This is a genomic window from Staphylococcus lutrae, from assembly GCF_002101335.1.
Classification (GTDB): domain Bacteria; phylum Bacillota; class Bacilli; order Staphylococcales; family Staphylococcaceae; genus Staphylococcus; species Staphylococcus lutrae.
The window spans coordinates 168,873-184,267 of record NZ_CP020773.1 but is presented as its reverse complement, the minus strand read 5'-3'; the positions used below and the strand labels follow the sequence as shown (position 1 = coordinate 184,267).

Sequence of the window (15,395 nt, the reverse complement as noted above, 5' to 3'; positions counted from 1 at the left end):
TAGCGAGAGTGAAGTAAAAACGATCGCTTTTTGTCGAAATTAAAAAAGAGGCAATGTATCGCTCGCATGTTCATCTCTGAAGCATCATTGATTAATGTCATTACATGGGTGGAGGGGACTTAAAGGGGATTGGTTCGTTTCTATGTATAAATATCTGTGCATAAAAAAGGGGCTGGGACATAGGGTTTCAGTTCCTAAGAAAAACACCACAAAAATTTTTTAAAATGATTTTGTGGTGTTTTTCAATCAAATTCTACTTGAAATTAGCACTTATCGTACTAATTTTCTTATGTTTAGTGCCATAAGGGCAATTCCAATTTCACATTCGACTTTAGATTGGGTGCGTACGGATAATCTTTTGAAACCCAAATTAGCCTTCAGATTTCCAAAAGCTGATTCGACATCTATTTTACGTTTTTTGTAGATGCCATTCATTTTAGGATCTGAAAGCAATTGTTTTGTATAGTTTTTTAGAAATTCCCATGTGAAGTTTTTCAGTACTGTTTTATTTGTATTCGGATTTTTAGCTTGTTTCATACATTTGCTTCGCAATGGACAATCGAAACAATCTTCACATCTGTATTCTTTGAAATCTCGACGATAACCGTAATAATCATGTCTAATTCTATATTTTAAGAAATGTAACTCTTTATTATTAGGACACAAGTAATAATCGTCTAATTCATTGTATCGCCAATTTGCAGAGATAAACGGATCATTTTTAAATTTCTTTTTCCCTTCTTTAATGTACATCCCATAAGTGATTAGTGGCGTTTTTTCAAAATCATCCAGTATCATTTTATAATTACTTTCACTACCATAGCCCGCATCAGCTACAATATACTCCGGAATGTCACCATATAATTCTTTCATTTCATTCAAAAACGGCTCCAGCGTTCTCGTATCTCCTGGTTTATTATACACGCCGTAGGCTAGTATAAATTGATTATTTGTTGCTATTTGTAAGTTATAACCTGGTTTTAATTGTCCATTTTTCATGTGGTCATCTTTCATTCTCATAAATGTCGCATCATGATCAGTCTTAGAATAACTTTTTCTGTCGCCATAAATTTCCATTTGTTTGTCATATTTTAATTTACGGTCTTTAAAATCTTGGACGGCTTTCTTACTTTGTCTCACCTTACTTCTTTCTTTTCTAAGGCTTTTTCTTGTTTTTACATCTTGAGTCGTTTCAATTTCAGACGTGAGCGCATCATCTTTAAAACCTAAATGCATCTCTATTTGACTCAGTTCTTCACTTGTTAATTCATGCCCAGATTCACGCTTGATTTCAGGAATAATCTCTTCAGAAACGAGTTGCTCATATAATGCCGTAGATTTTTCAATGACAGACTGACTAAAACGCTTCGTATTAGCTAGCCATTGGAATGTGTACTTATTCGCATTTGCTTCTATTTTTGTGCCATCAATATAAATGACATCCTCTGTAATGAGTTTATCTTCTAATAATTGTGCTCTTAAACCGACAAATAAAATATGTAGAAATTTCATCATATGGGGGTTCACTCTAAAACGATTGATTGTTCTATAAGTTGGCGTTTGGCCTTGCGCAAGCCACATCATTCGGCAACTATCTTTTAAAAGGTGTTCGATTCTTCGGCCTGAAAAAACAGAATGGGTATAACCATACAGTATGATTTTTAACATCATTTTGGGATGGTATGATGAAGGACCTCTTTGGCTATAATATGGATTAAAAGCTTCTTGGGGAATAGATTCTACCAGCTTGTTGATAATGAATACGACATCATTTTCTGGAAAAGACATCTCAGTTTCTATTGGAAGTGTAAGTTGAAACATGTTATAATTTTTGTACATATAAAGCACCCCTGTCTATTATTTTTGTCGTTATTAATAATTATACGGGAAGTGCTTTATTTTTTTAAGTCATATCTAAAAAGAGCTCTGATTAAATGTTTTTTGACATCTAATCAGAGCTTTTTTAACAAACTAGGGGGGATTATGTCCCACCCCCTTTTAACATACGACGATTAACGTGAGTAGTACTCAACGATTAATTGTTCGTTAATTTCAGCTGGTAATTCGCTACGTTCTGGAAGACGAACGAAAGTTCCTGTTAAGTTGTCCGCATCGAATTCTAAGTAATCAGGAACGAAATTGTTGATTTCAACTGATTCTTCGATAATTGCTAATTTTTTCGATTTTTCACGAACAGTGATTACTTGGCCTGGTTTTAATGTATATGATGGAATATCAACACGTTTACCATCAACTTCAATATGACCATGACCTACTAATTGACGTGCTTGACGACGTGTACGAGCTAAACCTAAAGCGTATACGACAGCGTCTAAACGACTTGCAAGTAAAATCATGAAGTTTTCACCATGAATACCACCTTGTTTACCTGCAGCTTGGAACGTGTTACGGAATTGACGTTCAGTCATCCCATATAAGTAACGTAATTTTTGTTTTTCGCGTAATTGTAATCCATACTCAGATAATTTTTTACGTTGAGTTGGACCATGTTGTCCTGGTGCATAAGGACGTTTTTCTAATTCTTTACCTGTACCTGATAATGAAATACCTAAACGACGAGATTTTTTCCAGCTTGAACCTCTGAATCGAGCCATAATGTGACTCCTCCTTTTTCTTTTTTGTTGTTATGAAAAAACAAAAAAGAGTGTTGAATGCTCGATAGGATATAATGTTTTATGTGTCCTCGCCTCATAGCTCCGGTTACACGGCACGTCCGCTTTGGGAACATTATAGCGCCTATCAATATTCAACTGCTATTTTCGTTAATTCACACAAAGATTATTGTAACATTTTATATATAAAAGTCAATCACCATTTTAAAGATGTGATTCTAATACTTTAACCACTTGCTGCAATCCGACTTCATCCGCTTCAGAAAAACGTGACGGGATTGGGGCATCTATATCTAATACACCGATAATCTGATCTTTTTGATATATCGGAATGACGATTTCAGACTGGCTGGCAGCATCACATGCAATATGACCAGGAAAAGCATGAACATCAGCAACACGTTGAATCCGTTTTTCTGACACTGCAGTTCCGCAAACGCCTTTGCCTACTGCAATATGAACACATGCAGGTTTTCCTTGGAATGGTCCGAGGATGAGGGCGCCTTCTTTCATAAGATAAAACCCAACCCAATTGATTTGGTCTAGACTGTCATTCAATAAGGCCGATGTATTGCTTAAATTTGCGATTAAATCCGTCTCGCCATCTAATAAAGCATCTAATTGACGAGACAAGAGTTTATAGTCAATCGTTTCTGGCATATTTTCCACTCACTTTCTAGTCATTTTATTCAATATTATAGCTATCTCTTGAATCCGACGCAATTTTCTGAGATATTTTTTGTAAAATTAAAGAAAACTCCATTTTATTTTAAGATTTTATTTTAATGCACCTTTAAATTACGTTATAATAGTTTTATGTATTTAGGAGGAGACGAGTGGACATGGCATTATATATTATTCTAGCAATTATCATTATTATTTTGATTGCAATCGGTGTTTTATTCTATATGCGATCAAGCAAAAGGTCGATTATTCAAACAGCTGAGGAAAGAAGAGAAAAATTAAATGTATTGTCATATGATGAAAGTTTAGAAAAATTGAAAACGTTACACTTATTAGGTGAAACTAAAAATGAATATGAGGCGTTAAACCAATCGTGGTTGAATGCCGCAAATGATTTTTTACAGCCAGTGGATGAAAAAATTCATGAAGCTGAAATGAATTTGGATAAGTTCAAGTTTTCAATCGCGCAAACAGAAATCGATGATGCACATGCGTTAATGGATCAATATGAAGCTAAACATCAAGAATTAATTGATAAAGCCGATAAAGTGTATCAAACACACGAAGAAAGCGATGAAATTTTTGAAAGATGTAAGGATGAACATCGTAAGTTGAAGCGTGATGTCCTAGCTAACCGTCATCAATATGGAGAAGCGGCGAGTTTATTAGAAAAAGAGATTGAAGATTTTGAGCCCGAATTTGATGTCTATGAAACACTCAAAGAGAATGGGAATTATCAAGAAGCCCATCAGCATGTCCAAGCACTTGATCAAGATATTCGTTATTTGAAAGAAGACATGGGGGAAATTCCTGATTTGATTCGTGAAGCTCAAAAAGAATTGCCCGGACAATTTCAAGATTTGAAATATGGTGTACGTGACTTAAAAGTAGAAGGATATGATTTGGACCACGTCAAACTTGATGGCACTTTACAAGATTTGAAAACGGAGTTAAGTTTTGTTGAGCCGATGATTAGTCGCCTTGAATTGGACGAAGCAAATGATAAACTTGCACAAATCAATGATCGACTTGACGAGATGTATGATTTAATTGAACATGAGGTCAAATCGAAAAATGCAGTAGAAGAATCCAAAGAGCGTATCACTAGTGATTTATTCCATGCAAAAGATATGAATTATACATTGCAAACGGAAATTGAATATGTTCGTGAAAATTATTATATTAATGAAAGTGATGTGCAAAGCGTACGTCAATTCGAAAATGAAATTCAAAATTTAATTTCAGTGTATGATGAGATCTTATCTGAAATGGCTAAGTCTGCTGTAAGATACAGTGAAGTACAAGATAACCTCAAATATATTGAAGACCATGTGAAAGTCATCAATGACAAACAAGAAAAACTACAAAATCATCTTGTATCATTACGTGAAGATGAGGCTGAAGCGGAAGAGCATATTTTACGCGTTCAAAGCAAAAAAGAAGAAATTTACCGACGCTTGCTCGCTTCAAACTTAACAAGTGTCCCAGAACGTTTTATTATTTTAAAAAACGAAATTGATTATGAAGTGCGAGATGTGAACAAGCGTTTTAGTGAACGACCAATTAACGTTCAACAGTTAAAGGACAAAGTCAATAAAGTCGTGCTACAAATGAATAAATTTGAAGATGAAGCGAACGATGTCCTTATTAATGCAGTGTATGCAGAACGACTTATCCAATATGGAAACCGTTACCGAAAAGATAATCATGATTTAGATAAGAGTCTAAATGAAGCAGAACGTTTATTTAAAAACAATCGTTATAAGCGTTCGAGTGAAATTTCAGAGCAAGCACTTGAACAGCTTGAGCCGGGTATTGCACAACATATAGAACGTGAAGTGCTCGAAGAACAAGCATAATTACAACCGGTACGCTAAACGAGATGCGTTGAACCAACCTATTATCATACTTTTAAGTCAATGCTTAAATGTGATGATAATAGGTTTTTTACATTTCTTTTTAAAATGATATATACGATAAGTTAAAAAGTTGACGGATCACATAAAATTTAACAAAATATCGAAATGAAGATACATGAATGTGATGAGTTATAGTACAATGTAAAATGATATTTAAAGAGAGGGAGTCTGCAAATGTTATATTTTGATAACGCAGCAACGACAAAACCCGATGCTTCTGTGTTGTCCAGCTTTATGAAAGTAAATGAAGCATTTTATTATAATCCCAACAGTCCACACGATAAAGGTCAAGAAGTTGCACGATTATTACAAAATGCAAGAACTCAAATTAAAAAGACATTGAAACTCAATGACGAAACGTTGGTTTTTACAAGTGGTGCTACGGAGTCAAACAATCTAGCAATTAAAGGGGCAGCATATCAGAAAAAGCCATTTGGTCGTACCATTATTACTTCTGTCATCGAACACCCTTCTGTATTAGAAGTGATGCGTGAATTAGAACGTGAAGGTTTTATTTTAAAATATGTGCGTGTTACCGATGAGGGACAAGTCGATGTGGCGCACTTAAAAACACTCTTGACGAGCGACGTCATTTTAGTCGCTTGCATGCAAGTCAATAATATTATGGGACAAATACAGCCGATTGAACAAATTGTCGCATGCTTAAAGGATTATCCTAAAATTCATTTGCATGTGGATGCCGTCCAAGCATTAGGGAAATATCCAATCCGAATGCAAGGGATTGATAGCCTGTCATTGAGTGGTCACAAATTTAATGGGCTGAAAGGTCAAGGTTTACTTATTTTGAAAAACGCCCATAGCATTTATCCGACAATTCATGGTGGGGGTCAAGAATTTGGTTTGCGTAGTGGAACAGTCAATGTTGCCAGTGATGTCGCATTAGCGAAAGCCATTCGTCTAGCTGAAGCACACCGTGAAAAATTGATGGTAGAATTAACAGCGTTCACCGATGCATTACGTGAATGGGTGACCCGTTTTCCAGGAGTTGCAGTGAATTCTCCATTGAATGCCTCGCCACACATTATAAACATCGCTTTTCCTGGGGTGCGTGGTGAGGTCCTCGTCAATGCATTTTCAAAACAAGGGGTAATGGTCTCCACAACGAGTGCATGTTCGTCAAAACATGCACATATCAACGAAGTTCTACAAGCGATGAACATCTCAGTCCCTCGAATTTTAGGGAGTATTCGTTTGTCATTTGATTGCAATACAACGATGCAAGAGTTAGAAGATTTTAAAGAAGCATTTCAGCATGTCTATAGAGAAATTGAGGAGTTGTTACAAACATGAAATATGATCATATTTTAGTACGATACGGGGAACTCACTTTAAAAGGCGGGAACCGTAAAACATTTGTGAGTCAATTACGTTCTAATGTGAAACGTGCACTCATGCCATTAAAAGGATATGAAGTTAAAGCAAATCGAGATCGTATGTACATTCAATTAGAGCCTGAAGCTGATATTGAAACAATGATGTCGAGAATTTCAAAGGTGTTTGGTGTGCATTCAATTAGTCCTGTGCTCAAATTAGAAAAGACGATGGATGCGGTCTATGCACATGCGATTCAGTTTGCGAACCAATACGCATCTGGGGATAGCTTTAAAATTGAAGTGAAACGTTCAGATAAAAGCTTTGAATATGAAACTTTTGAAATTCAGCGCATGGTCGGTGGCGCGGTATTAAAAAATAACGACAAGATACATGTCGATGTGCGTCAACCCGACCATGAAATTAAAATCGAAGTCAGACGAGATGCCATTTATATGTATGATCGTGTGATATCAGCAATTGGGGGATTGCCGGTAGGGACAGGAGGAAAGACGCTCTTGATGTTATCGGGGGGAATCGATTCTCCTGTTGCAGGTATGGAAGTCATGCGTCGAGGTGTCACGATTGAGGCGATACACTTTCATAGCCCGCCCTTTACAAGCGAAAAAGCGAAAGAAAAAGTCATTGAACTCACGCGTATCATGGCAGAACGTGTTGGCACAATTCGATTGCACATTGTACCGTTTACCGAAGTTCAAAAACAAGTTCATAAAGTGGTGCATGAACGTTATACAATGACCTCTACACGTCGAATGATGCTGAAAATTGCAGACAAAGTGGTACATCAAATCGGTGCGGATGCGATTGTCAATGGTGAAAATCTTGGGCAAGTCGCAAGTCAAACGTTGAAAAGTATGTATGCGATTAATGCAGTAACGGCAACACCAGTGTTACGTCCATTATTATCACTAGACAAGGAAGAAATTGTTAAGAAAGCAAAAGAAATTGGGACGTTTGAAACATCCATTCAACCGTATGAAGATTGTTGTACGATTTTCACACCTAAAAACCCGGTTACAGAGCCTCAGTTCGACAAAGTCATCCAGTATGAATCCGGATTTGACTTTGAGCCATTGATTGAGGAAGCAGTATCCAATATTGAAACACTTGTTGTCGATAAAAACTATCAGCACCATCGAGATGAAAAAGATCAGTGGGATGATGATCTGTTTTAAGTTGGGGGGAATTATATGTATTTAGAGTGGGATGTGACACTTGTATTCATTGTGATTGGTTTAGGTTTTTTAGCAGCATTTATTGATGCGGTTGTGGGTGGCGGTGGACTTATTTCTATTCCGACTTTATTAGCCATTGGCATGCCTCCGACCATCGCATTGGGGACGAATAAACTGGCGAGTGCATTCGGTTCATTAACGAGTGCACTGCGTTTTATACGTTCACGTAAAGTGAATCTCCCCATCGTTTTGAAGCTTTTTCCACTCTCTTTTATTGCGTCGATTTGTGGCGCGAGTTTGGCCGTGTTTTTACCATCTGAATTTTTAAAGCCGCTGATGATTATCATTTTAACGATGGTCCTTATTTACACATTGTTAAAAAAGGATTGGTCGAGTATTCAAGGAGACTTAAAATTAACCATAATGAAGCTCATAACGTTGATGTGCTTCATTGGTGCAATCGGTTTCTATGATGGTTTTCTTGGCGGTGGGACAGGTTCATTTTTACTTTTTGCGTTTGTGTTGTTTGGGTTTGATTTTTTGAGCGCAGCAGGCAATGCAAAAGTATTGAACTTTGCTTCAAATATAGGCGCGCTCATCTTTTTCATTTATTTCGATCATATTGATTACTTTTATGGTTTAATCATGGCAGCCAGTATGATCGCCGGTTCTTATGCGGGAGCGATGTTTGCGATTAAAAAAGGCGTTGGGTATGTCAAAGCTTTATTTGTCATTGTCACGCTCATCCTCATTTTAAAAAACTGTTGGGATATCATTGCAAAATATATAATCTATTAATACATTGAGGCAATGCATCAAAGTCCAAAAAATGTTGTTTATATTTTCAAAAAACAAGGCATTACATACTAATTTTTTGTTATGATGGTTATGACAAAATTTTGAAAGGAAGTTGATTATGTCCAAAAGAATCGTTGCAATAATAATAGCAGTGGTTATCGTTTTGAGTGGCGTGCTGATGAGTGCGATGACTTCATTGTTTTCCTCGTTCGTGAGTGGTGATGTTCAAGTATCAAAAGAAATCCCTACTGTCGTTGTTGAAGAAGGGGATAAAACAACAAAAATTGCCGAAATTAATGTGAACGGGACAATTGTAGACAGTGGTGAATCAGGGGGTTTATTTGGTGGAAGTGATGGCTATCAACACCGTGAAGCATTGAAACAGCTAGATAATATTAAAAATGATAATGATATCAAAGGGGTATTGCTAACTGTCAACAGCCCGGGCGGCGGTACATATGAAAGTGATGAATTTTATCAAAAAGTCAAAGAAATTAAAAAGTCTGGCAAAGTGATTTATGTTCAAATGGAAAATTTAGCCGCATCGGGTGGATATTATATTTCTGCACCAGCAGATAAAATCTACGCGGGCCCACAATCATTGACAGGTTCTATCGGTGTGATTTCAGAGTCGAAAGATTTTTCGGAGTTATTAAACAAATTAGGAATTAAAACAAATACGATAAAATCTGGTGCGCATAAAGATATTTTGAGCAGTTCTAGACAGATGACAGATGAAGAAAGAGAAATATTACAGTCCATTAATAAAGACAGTTTCGATCAATTTGTGAATGTGGTTAAAGAAGGGCGACATATGTCAGAAGCTAAAGTTAGAGAATTAGCAGATGGTCGTATATATAGTGCACAGCAAGCGAAGAAAAATGGTTTGATTGATGAAATCGGCTATAAAGATAAAACGTTAAAAGATTTGAAAAAAGCGATTAAATCAGAACATCCTCAAATCATTACTTTTGATTCAGAAGGATATGGATGGTCGAATTTGTTCGGAATGACTTCATTTTTTAATGAATTGCGTGCCAATGTGCATAGTGTTAAATCGATTTTGAATAACGAATCACAAACACGACCGATGTACAAATATGAAGGGTAGGTGATGAGCGTGCATAACACAAGTGATTTTAGCAACAATCCTTCTCAACCCCATGTGTCATCGTATCAACACACGACAATGAATCAAACTGAGCAACGTGCTACGCAAACTTTGACTCGTCACCAATATGAATTGGATGCATTTTTTTACGCCGGTTTTGGAAGACGTTTCTTCAGTTATCTCATTGATTTGTTCATACTATGGGGAATCACACAAATCATTTTAAACCCGATCTACGCACTGACAGGCATAAATGAATGGAAGTTATGGATCGAAGCATTTAGCGTCGGTCATGTTGTAGATGCCGTGCTCTACTTTGCTTATTTTGTTTTAATGACACGATACTTTCAACAAACGGTTGGTAAAATGATTTTGGGCATAAAAGTATATACACATACGATACAGAAATTAAATTGGTCAGATGTACTCTATAGAGAATGGATTGGTCGAATTATTTCTAATGTCATTTTTGGTTTACCTTATTTGGCAGTTATTTTCACGCCAAAACATATTGGGGTGCATGATTACTTTGCAAATACTGTCGTTGTAAAAATGAAATATTTGCCATATATTAAAGAAAATGAAGGTGTCTCACGTGAATACAAACCTACAACACGATATAATAGTGGGGAATTATAATTAAGGGAGGCACGAAAGATGGCACAAGTTACATTTAAACAAAAGCCAATTGAATTGTTAGGACAAGAGGTTCACGTCGGTGATCAAGCGCCTGACTTTTCAGTTGTTAATAACCAATTACAGCCCGTATCACTTGCAAACTTTGAAGGTAAGAAAAAATTAATCAATGTCGTACCCTCGCTTGACACAGGGGTTTGTGATCAACAAACACGTAAGTTTAACGAAGAAGCTAATGCAGAAGAAGGTTATGTGTTAACGATTTCAGTAGACTTACCATTTGCGCAACAAAGATGGTGTGCGGCAAGTGGTTTGGATCAAGTCATCACATTGAGCGATTATCAACAGCGTTCATTTGGTGAAAAATATGGCGTTGTGATGGAAGGTTTACAACTTTTAGCACGCTCTGTATTCGTATTAGATGAAAATAACAAAATCGTTTATAAAGAAATTGTACCTGAGGGAACAGATTTCCCTAACTTTGAAGCGGCACTTGAAGCTTATCGTAGCATTTAATCGAAAAATTTCACAGTCATTTGAGTGTGCAAAGGTGTGTGAAGCAAAATGCGCGCTACATTTAAAAATGAAATATCTGACTGTAAAATATTTGCACACTAAAAAGGGAGATTCAGAAGTGATACAATAATGATACACTTCTGGGTGGCTCCCTTATTTTTATGAAAGGACGATGAATCATGACAGAGACCATCTCGATTATGGAGAGATTATTTTATCAATTAGATGAAAGAACGCAAAAGTTAAACGAAGAAAATGGACAAAGCTTTATTGAAAATTTAGGATTAGCCATGGAGCAAATTTATACATCAGAGCGGGATTTCATTGAACAGGCGACATTACAGGATCGAAGAAAAGCATTTCAATTCGCTTATCTGAGTCAGTTACAAAAAGAAGAAGTTCAAGCCAATCACCAAATCACACCAGACTCAATTGGATTAATTTTAGGGTTCCTAGTTTCTCAATTTAAAGCAGGTGATAAGGCGCTTCATATTGCTGATTTAGGGAGTGGAACGGGTCATTTAAGTGCAACTGTTCATGAAATGATGCCTGAATTCACACTTATGCATCATTTAGTAGAGGTGGATCCCGTCCTTTCAAGAGTGAGTGTACATCTTGCTAATTTTTTAGAAATTCCTTTTGATGTGTATCCTCAAGATGCCATTATGCCATTACCATTTGATGGTGCCGATGTCGTTATCGGTGATTTGCCAATTGGTTATTATCCTAACGATGAACGAAGTGAACAGTTACAGTTAGGTTTTGAAGAAGGACACAGTTTTGCGCATTACCTGTTTATCGAGCAAGCTGTCGAGGCGGTTAAGCCATCAGGGTACATTTTCTTAGTTGTGCCAAACCGACTTTTCGAAGGTGAACATGTAAAACAGTTGGAAAATTTTATTGCAACAGAAACAGAAATGCAAGCTTTTCTCAATTTGCCCGATCATTTATTTAAGCGTGCCCATGCACAAAAATCCATTTTGATATTGCAGCGTAAAGAACAGCGTGTCACAAAGCCTAAAGAAGTATTGTTGGCGAATATACCGGATTTTAAAAATACACAAAACTTTCAAAAGTTTTTAGCCGAATTAAAGGCATGGTTGTCACAAAATCAACCTAAAAATTAAGCTGTTGTACTCTTGAAATAGAACTGTATTAATGGTTAAATAGATGTGAATAAAAATTCATATACTGGAGGCCATTGACATGTCAAAGTTAGTTTTGGCGATTAACGCTGGGAGTTCATCATTAAAGTTTCAATTAATTGAAATGCCAGAAGAAAACCTAATCACTAAAGGGTTAATTGAACGTATTGGTTTGAAGAATTCTATATTTACGATTGAAGTGAATGATGAAAAAATTAAGGAAAATGGAGATATAAAAGATCACGAGCAAGCAGTCAATATGATGCTAGAAAGTTTACAAAAACACGGTATCATTAAAGATATTCATGATATTGATGGGACAGGACACCGTGTTGTCCATGGGGGAGAACGCTTTCCAGAATCTGCACTTGTGACTGATGAAGTGATTCAAGATATTGAAAAATTGACAGATTTAGCGCCACTTCATAATCCTGCAAACTTAATGGGGATTCGAGCATTTAGAAAACTACTTCCTGGAATTCCACATGTAGCTGTATTTGATACGTCATTCCACCAATCAATGCCAGAATCAGCATTTTTATATAGTTTACCGTATGAATATTACAAAGAATACGGTATCCGAAAATATGGTTTCCATGGGACAAGTCATAAATACGTATCACAACGTGCGGCTGAAATATTAAATAAACCGATTGAGGAATTGCGTATTATTTCTTGTCATATTGGTAATGGGGCATCCATTGCTGCTATCGATGGTGGGAAATCTATTGATACGTCCATGGGCTTTACACCATTAGCGGGTGTGACGATGGGGACACGTTCAGGTAATATCGACCCTGCTTTAATTCCTTTTATTATGGAAAAAACAGGTAAAACTGCGGATGAAGTGCTGAATATTTTAAATAAAGAATCTGGTTTACTAGGGATTACAGGAACATCTTCAGATTTACGTGATATTGAAAGTGATGCAAATGAAGGTGACGAACGTGCAGAATTGGCATTAGAAGTATTTGCTTCACGTATTCATAAATATATGGGATCATATGCAACACGTATGCATGGTGTCGATGTGATTATTTTCACTGCGGGTGTGGGTGAGAATTCTGACACTGTTCGTGCGCGCGTGTTGGAAGGTTTAGAATTTATGGGCGTTTACTGGGATCCACGTAAAAACGAAGGCTTACGTGGTAAAGAGAAGGAATTAAACTATCCACATTCTCCGGTTAAAGTTTTAGTTATCCCGACAAATGAAGAAGTTATGATAGCGAGAGATGTCATGAATTTTGGTGGATTATAAAAGGGTTGCGATAGGATTGATGTCCAGTTCATTGATTAATGATTGGAATGTATCTTGAGAAGATGAAGCAAGATTTAAAATAAGTGATCCCGCCATTAAACGTCTTGGATAAGAGGATAAGTTTAAAGTTGTACTTGCTATTGACGATTGAGTCGACAGTGAAGTGTATAGTCTTAAAGCAGTATGAGGTCGGTTTATCCGGTTCTCATGCTGCTTTTGTTCTGTATAACAGTAGTGAGAATTGTGTGTAAAAATCCATCAATGACATATACAATTCTGGCTGAATCACATTCGGTTTAAACATGACTGATAGCAAAAGGGCACGGATTGAAAGCCATCCATGCCCTTTGTTGAAATGTAGGGTTTTACTAAATACTAAAATCTTTTAAAAGTTCCTCAGTGGCTACTTTAGGTTCAAAGTTTTCAGGGATTTGTTCAGTACGTACAACAAGCACATCACACGTTGCATGGCGTACAATCGCTTCAGATACAGAACCTACAATAAAGCGCTCTACTGCATTGAGACCAGAAGTACCGCACATGACGAGATCAACAGCTGTATCCGGTTCATTTGATAATTTGGGGAGAACAGATTTAGGAGAACCAAATTCTAGCCGTGTTTCGACATTGTGAACGCCTTCGTCTTCAGCTACTTTACGATAGCCATCCAACAATTTCTCAGCAAATGATTTTGATTTTTCAGTAAAATGTGAATCATAAACTTCAAATGATGTGTAAGTTCTAGAATCAATGACATTAACAATAATCAGTTTTGCATCGTTACGTTTAGCAACAGCAACAGCTTTGTTGAACGCCCATTCTGCTTCGTGAGAGCCATCGACAGCAATTAAAATATTTTTGTACATAAACATAGCTAAAAACCCCTTTCTTTTTATCTTAATTATATCATATTTTCTAAAAATAAAAGGATTATTTAAATGTGTTAAATTTTTGAACTTCTAATGATTGCGCTTACATATGGGGTACGTTATGATAGTCCTTGGAGGTGCTTGTCGTATGAGAATTGGAATACCAAAAGAAATAAAAAACAATGAAAATCGGGTAGGTTTGTCACCAAGTGGCGTACATGCGCTTGTGGAAGCAGGACACGAGGTATGGGTTGAAACAGCAGCCGGTCTAGGATCCTATTTTGAGGATGCCGATTACGTTAAAGCAGGTGCTAAAATTTCACAACATCAACATGAAGTTTGGGATGTGGATATGGTCATCAAAGTGAAAGAGCCATTAAAAGAAGAGTTTGGCTACTTTAGAGAGAACCTGATTTTATTCACCTACCTTCACTTAGCAAATGAACTAGAACTTACAAAAGCATTAATTGAACATAAAGTCATCGCGATTGCATATGAGACCGTGCAATTAGGCGATTTATCGTTGCCATTATTGACGCCAATGAGTGAGGTTGCAGGGAGAATGTCCACACAAATCGGTGCGCAATTTTTACAACGTTTTAATGGAGGAATGGGAATTTTACTTGGCGGCATCCCTGGCGTTCCAAAAGGCAAGGTGACCATTATTGGAGGCGGTCAAGCAGGAACAAATGCGGCGCGTATCGCTTTAGGGTTAGGGGCAGATGTGACCATTCTTGATGTGAACCCGAAACGTTTACAAGAACTTGAAAATCTTTTCGATGGTCGTGTGCATACGATTATGTCGAATCCTTTGAATATTGAGTCTGCAGTCATTCAAAGTGACTTGGTCATCGGTGCGGTATTAATTCCAGGCGCAAAAGCACCGAAGTTAGTGACTGAAGAAATGATTAAAAACATGCAGCCTGGTTCTGTCGTTGTTGATATTGCCATTGACCAAGGTGGAATATTTGAAACAACGGATAAAATCACGACGCATGATGATCCGACTTATATTAAACATGGTGTCGTACATTATGCCGTTGCGAATATGCCAGGTGCCGTACCACGCACTTCAACATTAGGTTTAAATAACGCGACTTTGCCTTATGCACTGCAAATTGCAAATAAAGGCTATCACCGTGCATTAACAGAAAATGTGCCACTTTCACATGGTTTAAATGTGTTTAACGGGGAAGTGACAAATAAAGCTGTTGCAGAAGCTTTCAATTATCACTACGTACCAGTGACTCAAGCGCTCGATTTAGCATCAGCGCGATAGATAAAAAAGGGCTCTTTGT

The 15,395-nt window shown here is 36.9% G+C and carries 14 protein-coding genes; 10 read left to right on the top strand and 4 right to left on the bottom strand.

From position 1 onward, the window contains the following. Positions 1 to 270: 270 nt before the first annotated feature. The 3 genes from B5P37_RS00890 to B5P37_RS00880 all read right to left on the bottom strand — a co-directional run bounded on the left by B5P37_RS00890 (position 271) and on the right by B5P37_RS00880 (position 3,293). Positions 271 to 1,839 (bottom strand): IS1182 family transposase, encoded by a 1,569-nt coding sequence (locus tag B5P37_RS00890; protein WP_145951842.1) that lies wholly within the window; start codon positions 1,837 to 1,839, stop codon positions 271 to 273. Positions 1,840 to 2,012: 173 nt separating this feature from the next. After that, the gene (gene rpsD, locus B5P37_RS00885; RefSeq protein ID WP_085236205.1) at positions 2,013 to 2,615 is read right to left on the bottom strand and encodes a 30S ribosomal protein S4; all 603 of its coding nucleotides are present in this window, start codon (positions 2,613 to 2,615) and stop codon (positions 2,013 to 2,015) included. Between the two features lie 222 nt (positions 2,616 to 2,837). Continuing rightward, a complete protein-coding gene (locus B5P37_RS00880; protein ID WP_085236203.1) occupies positions 2,838 to 3,293 on the bottom strand; it encodes a GAF domain-containing protein in 456 nt (151 codons plus the stop codon). A 182-nt stretch (positions 3,294 to 3,475) separates the two neighbouring features. On the opposite strand from B5P37_RS00880, the gene ezrA reads away from it, so the two are divergent. The 9 genes from ezrA to B5P37_RS00835 all read left to right on the top strand — a co-directional run bounded on the left by ezrA (position 3,476) and on the right by B5P37_RS00835 (position 13,228). Next, positions 3,476 to 5,176: a septation ring formation regulator EzrA gene (gene ezrA / locus B5P37_RS00875; protein ID WP_085238390.1), complete on the top strand. Its 1,701-nt coding sequence runs from the start codon at positions 3,476 to 3,478 to the stop codon at positions 5,174 to 5,176. Positions 5,177 to 5,410: 234 nt separating this feature from the next. After that, the gene (locus B5P37_RS00870; RefSeq protein ID WP_085236201.1) at positions 5,411 to 6,547 is read left to right on the top strand and encodes a cysteine desulfurase family protein; all 1,137 of its coding nucleotides are present in this window, start codon (positions 5,411 to 5,413) and stop codon (positions 6,545 to 6,547) included. Next, positions 6,544 to 7,764, top strand: coding sequence for a tRNA uracil 4-sulfurtransferase ThiI (thiI, locus tag B5P37_RS00865; RefSeq protein ID WP_085236199.1), 1,221 nt, complete (start codon positions 6,544 to 6,546; stop codon positions 7,762 to 7,764). The genes B5P37_RS00870 and thiI overlap by 4 nt, the downstream gene beginning before the upstream one ends. 15 nt (positions 7,765 to 7,779) lie before the next feature. Next, the gene (locus tag B5P37_RS00860) at positions 7,780 to 8,562 is read left to right on the top strand and encodes a TSUP family transporter (RefSeq protein ID WP_085236197.1); all 783 of its coding nucleotides are present in this window, start codon (positions 7,780 to 7,782) and stop codon (positions 8,560 to 8,562) included. 118 nt (positions 8,563 to 8,680) lie between these two features. Next, positions 8,681 to 9,673 (top strand): signal peptide peptidase SppA, encoded by a 993-nt coding sequence (gene sppA, locus B5P37_RS00855; protein ID WP_085236195.1) that lies wholly within the window; start codon positions 8,681 to 8,683, stop codon positions 9,671 to 9,673. A gap of 3 nt (positions 9,674 to 9,676) precedes the next feature. Further along, entirely contained in the window at positions 9,677 to 10,312 is a 636-nt protein-coding gene (locus B5P37_RS00850; RefSeq protein ID WP_169710754.1) for an RDD family protein, read from the top strand. Between the two features lie 18 nt (positions 10,313 to 10,330). Further along, on the top strand, positions 10,331 to 10,825 hold the full coding sequence (gene tpx, locus B5P37_RS00845; RefSeq protein WP_085236193.1) for a thiol peroxidase: 495 nt from the start codon (positions 10,331 to 10,333) through the stop codon (positions 10,823 to 10,825). 179 nt (positions 10,826 to 11,004) lie between these two features. After that, positions 11,005 to 11,952: a class I SAM-dependent methyltransferase gene (locus B5P37_RS00840; protein WP_085236191.1), complete on the top strand. Its 948-nt coding sequence runs from the start codon at positions 11,005 to 11,007 to the stop codon at positions 11,950 to 11,952. A gap of 79 nt (positions 11,953 to 12,031) precedes the next feature. Beyond that, positions 12,032 to 13,228 carry an acetate kinase gene (locus B5P37_RS00835; RefSeq protein ID WP_085236189.1) on the top strand — a complete coding sequence of 399 codons (1,197 nt, stop codon included), beginning with the start codon at positions 12,032 to 12,034 and terminating at the stop codon, positions 13,226 to 13,228. Between the two features lie 368 nt (positions 13,229 to 13,596). Here the strand turns inward: B5P37_RS00835 and B5P37_RS00830 are convergent, their stop codons facing one another. Next, complete coding sequence (locus tag B5P37_RS00830; RefSeq protein WP_085236186.1) at positions 13,597 to 14,100, bottom strand: universal stress protein; 504 nt, start codon at positions 14,098 to 14,100, stop codon at positions 13,597 to 13,599. A gap of 145 nt (positions 14,101 to 14,245) precedes the next feature. Between B5P37_RS00830 and ald the strand changes: the two genes are divergently transcribed. Further along, positions 14,246 to 15,376 (top strand): alanine dehydrogenase, encoded by a 1,131-nt coding sequence (gene ald / locus B5P37_RS00825; RefSeq protein WP_085236184.1) that lies wholly within the window; start codon positions 14,246 to 14,248, stop codon positions 15,374 to 15,376. The last annotated feature ends 19 nt before the right edge of the window (positions 15,377 to 15,395 follow it).

Bases quoted from the DNA above. Each gene is read 5' to 3' on its own strand.
- ezrA (WP_085238390.1), top strand. From the start codon at position 3,476: ATGGCATTATATATTATTCTAGCAATTATCATTATTATTTTGATTGCA.
- B5P37_RS00840 (WP_085236191.1), top strand. From the start codon at position 11,005: ATGACAGAGACCATCTCGATTATGGAGAGATTATTTTATCAATTAGAT.
- B5P37_RS00835 (WP_085236189.1), top strand. From the start codon at position 12,032: ATGTCAAAGTTAGTTTTGGCGATTAACGCTGGGAGTTCATCATTAAAG.
- rpsD (WP_085236205.1), bottom strand. From the start codon at position 2,615: ATGGCTCGATTCAGAGGTTCAAGCTGGAAAAAATCTCGTCGTTTAGGT.
- B5P37_RS00830 (WP_085236186.1), bottom strand. From the start codon at position 14,100: ATGTTTATGTACAAAAATATTTTAATTGCTGTCGATGGCTCTCACGAA.
- thiI (WP_085236199.1), top strand. From the start codon at position 6,544: ATGAAATATGATCATATTTTAGTACGATACGGGGAACTCACTTTAAAA.
- B5P37_RS00850 (WP_169710754.1), top strand. From the start codon at position 9,677: ATGAGCGTGCATAACACAAGTGATTTTAGCAACAATCCTTCTCAACCC.
- sppA (WP_085236195.1), top strand. From the start codon at position 8,681: ATGTCCAAAAGAATCGTTGCAATAATAATAGCAGTGGTTATCGTTTTG.
- B5P37_RS00870 (WP_085236201.1), top strand. From the start codon at position 5,411: ATGTTATATTTTGATAACGCAGCAACGACAAAACCCGATGCTTCTGTG.
- tpx (WP_085236193.1), top strand. From the start codon at position 10,331: ATGGCACAAGTTACATTTAAACAAAAGCCAATTGAATTGTTAGGACAA.
- B5P37_RS00880 (WP_085236203.1), bottom strand. From the start codon at position 3,293: ATGCCAGAAACGATTGACTATAAACTCTTGTCTCGTCAATTAGATGCT.
- B5P37_RS00890 (WP_145951842.1), bottom strand. From the start codon at position 1,839: ATGTACAAAAATTATAACATGTTTCAACTTACACTTCCAATAGAAACT.
- B5P37_RS00860 (WP_085236197.1), top strand. From the start codon at position 7,780: ATGTATTTAGAGTGGGATGTGACACTTGTATTCATTGTGATTGGTTTA.
- ald (WP_085236184.1), top strand. From the start codon at position 14,246: ATGAGAATTGGAATACCAAAAGAAATAAAAAACAATGAAAATCGGGTA.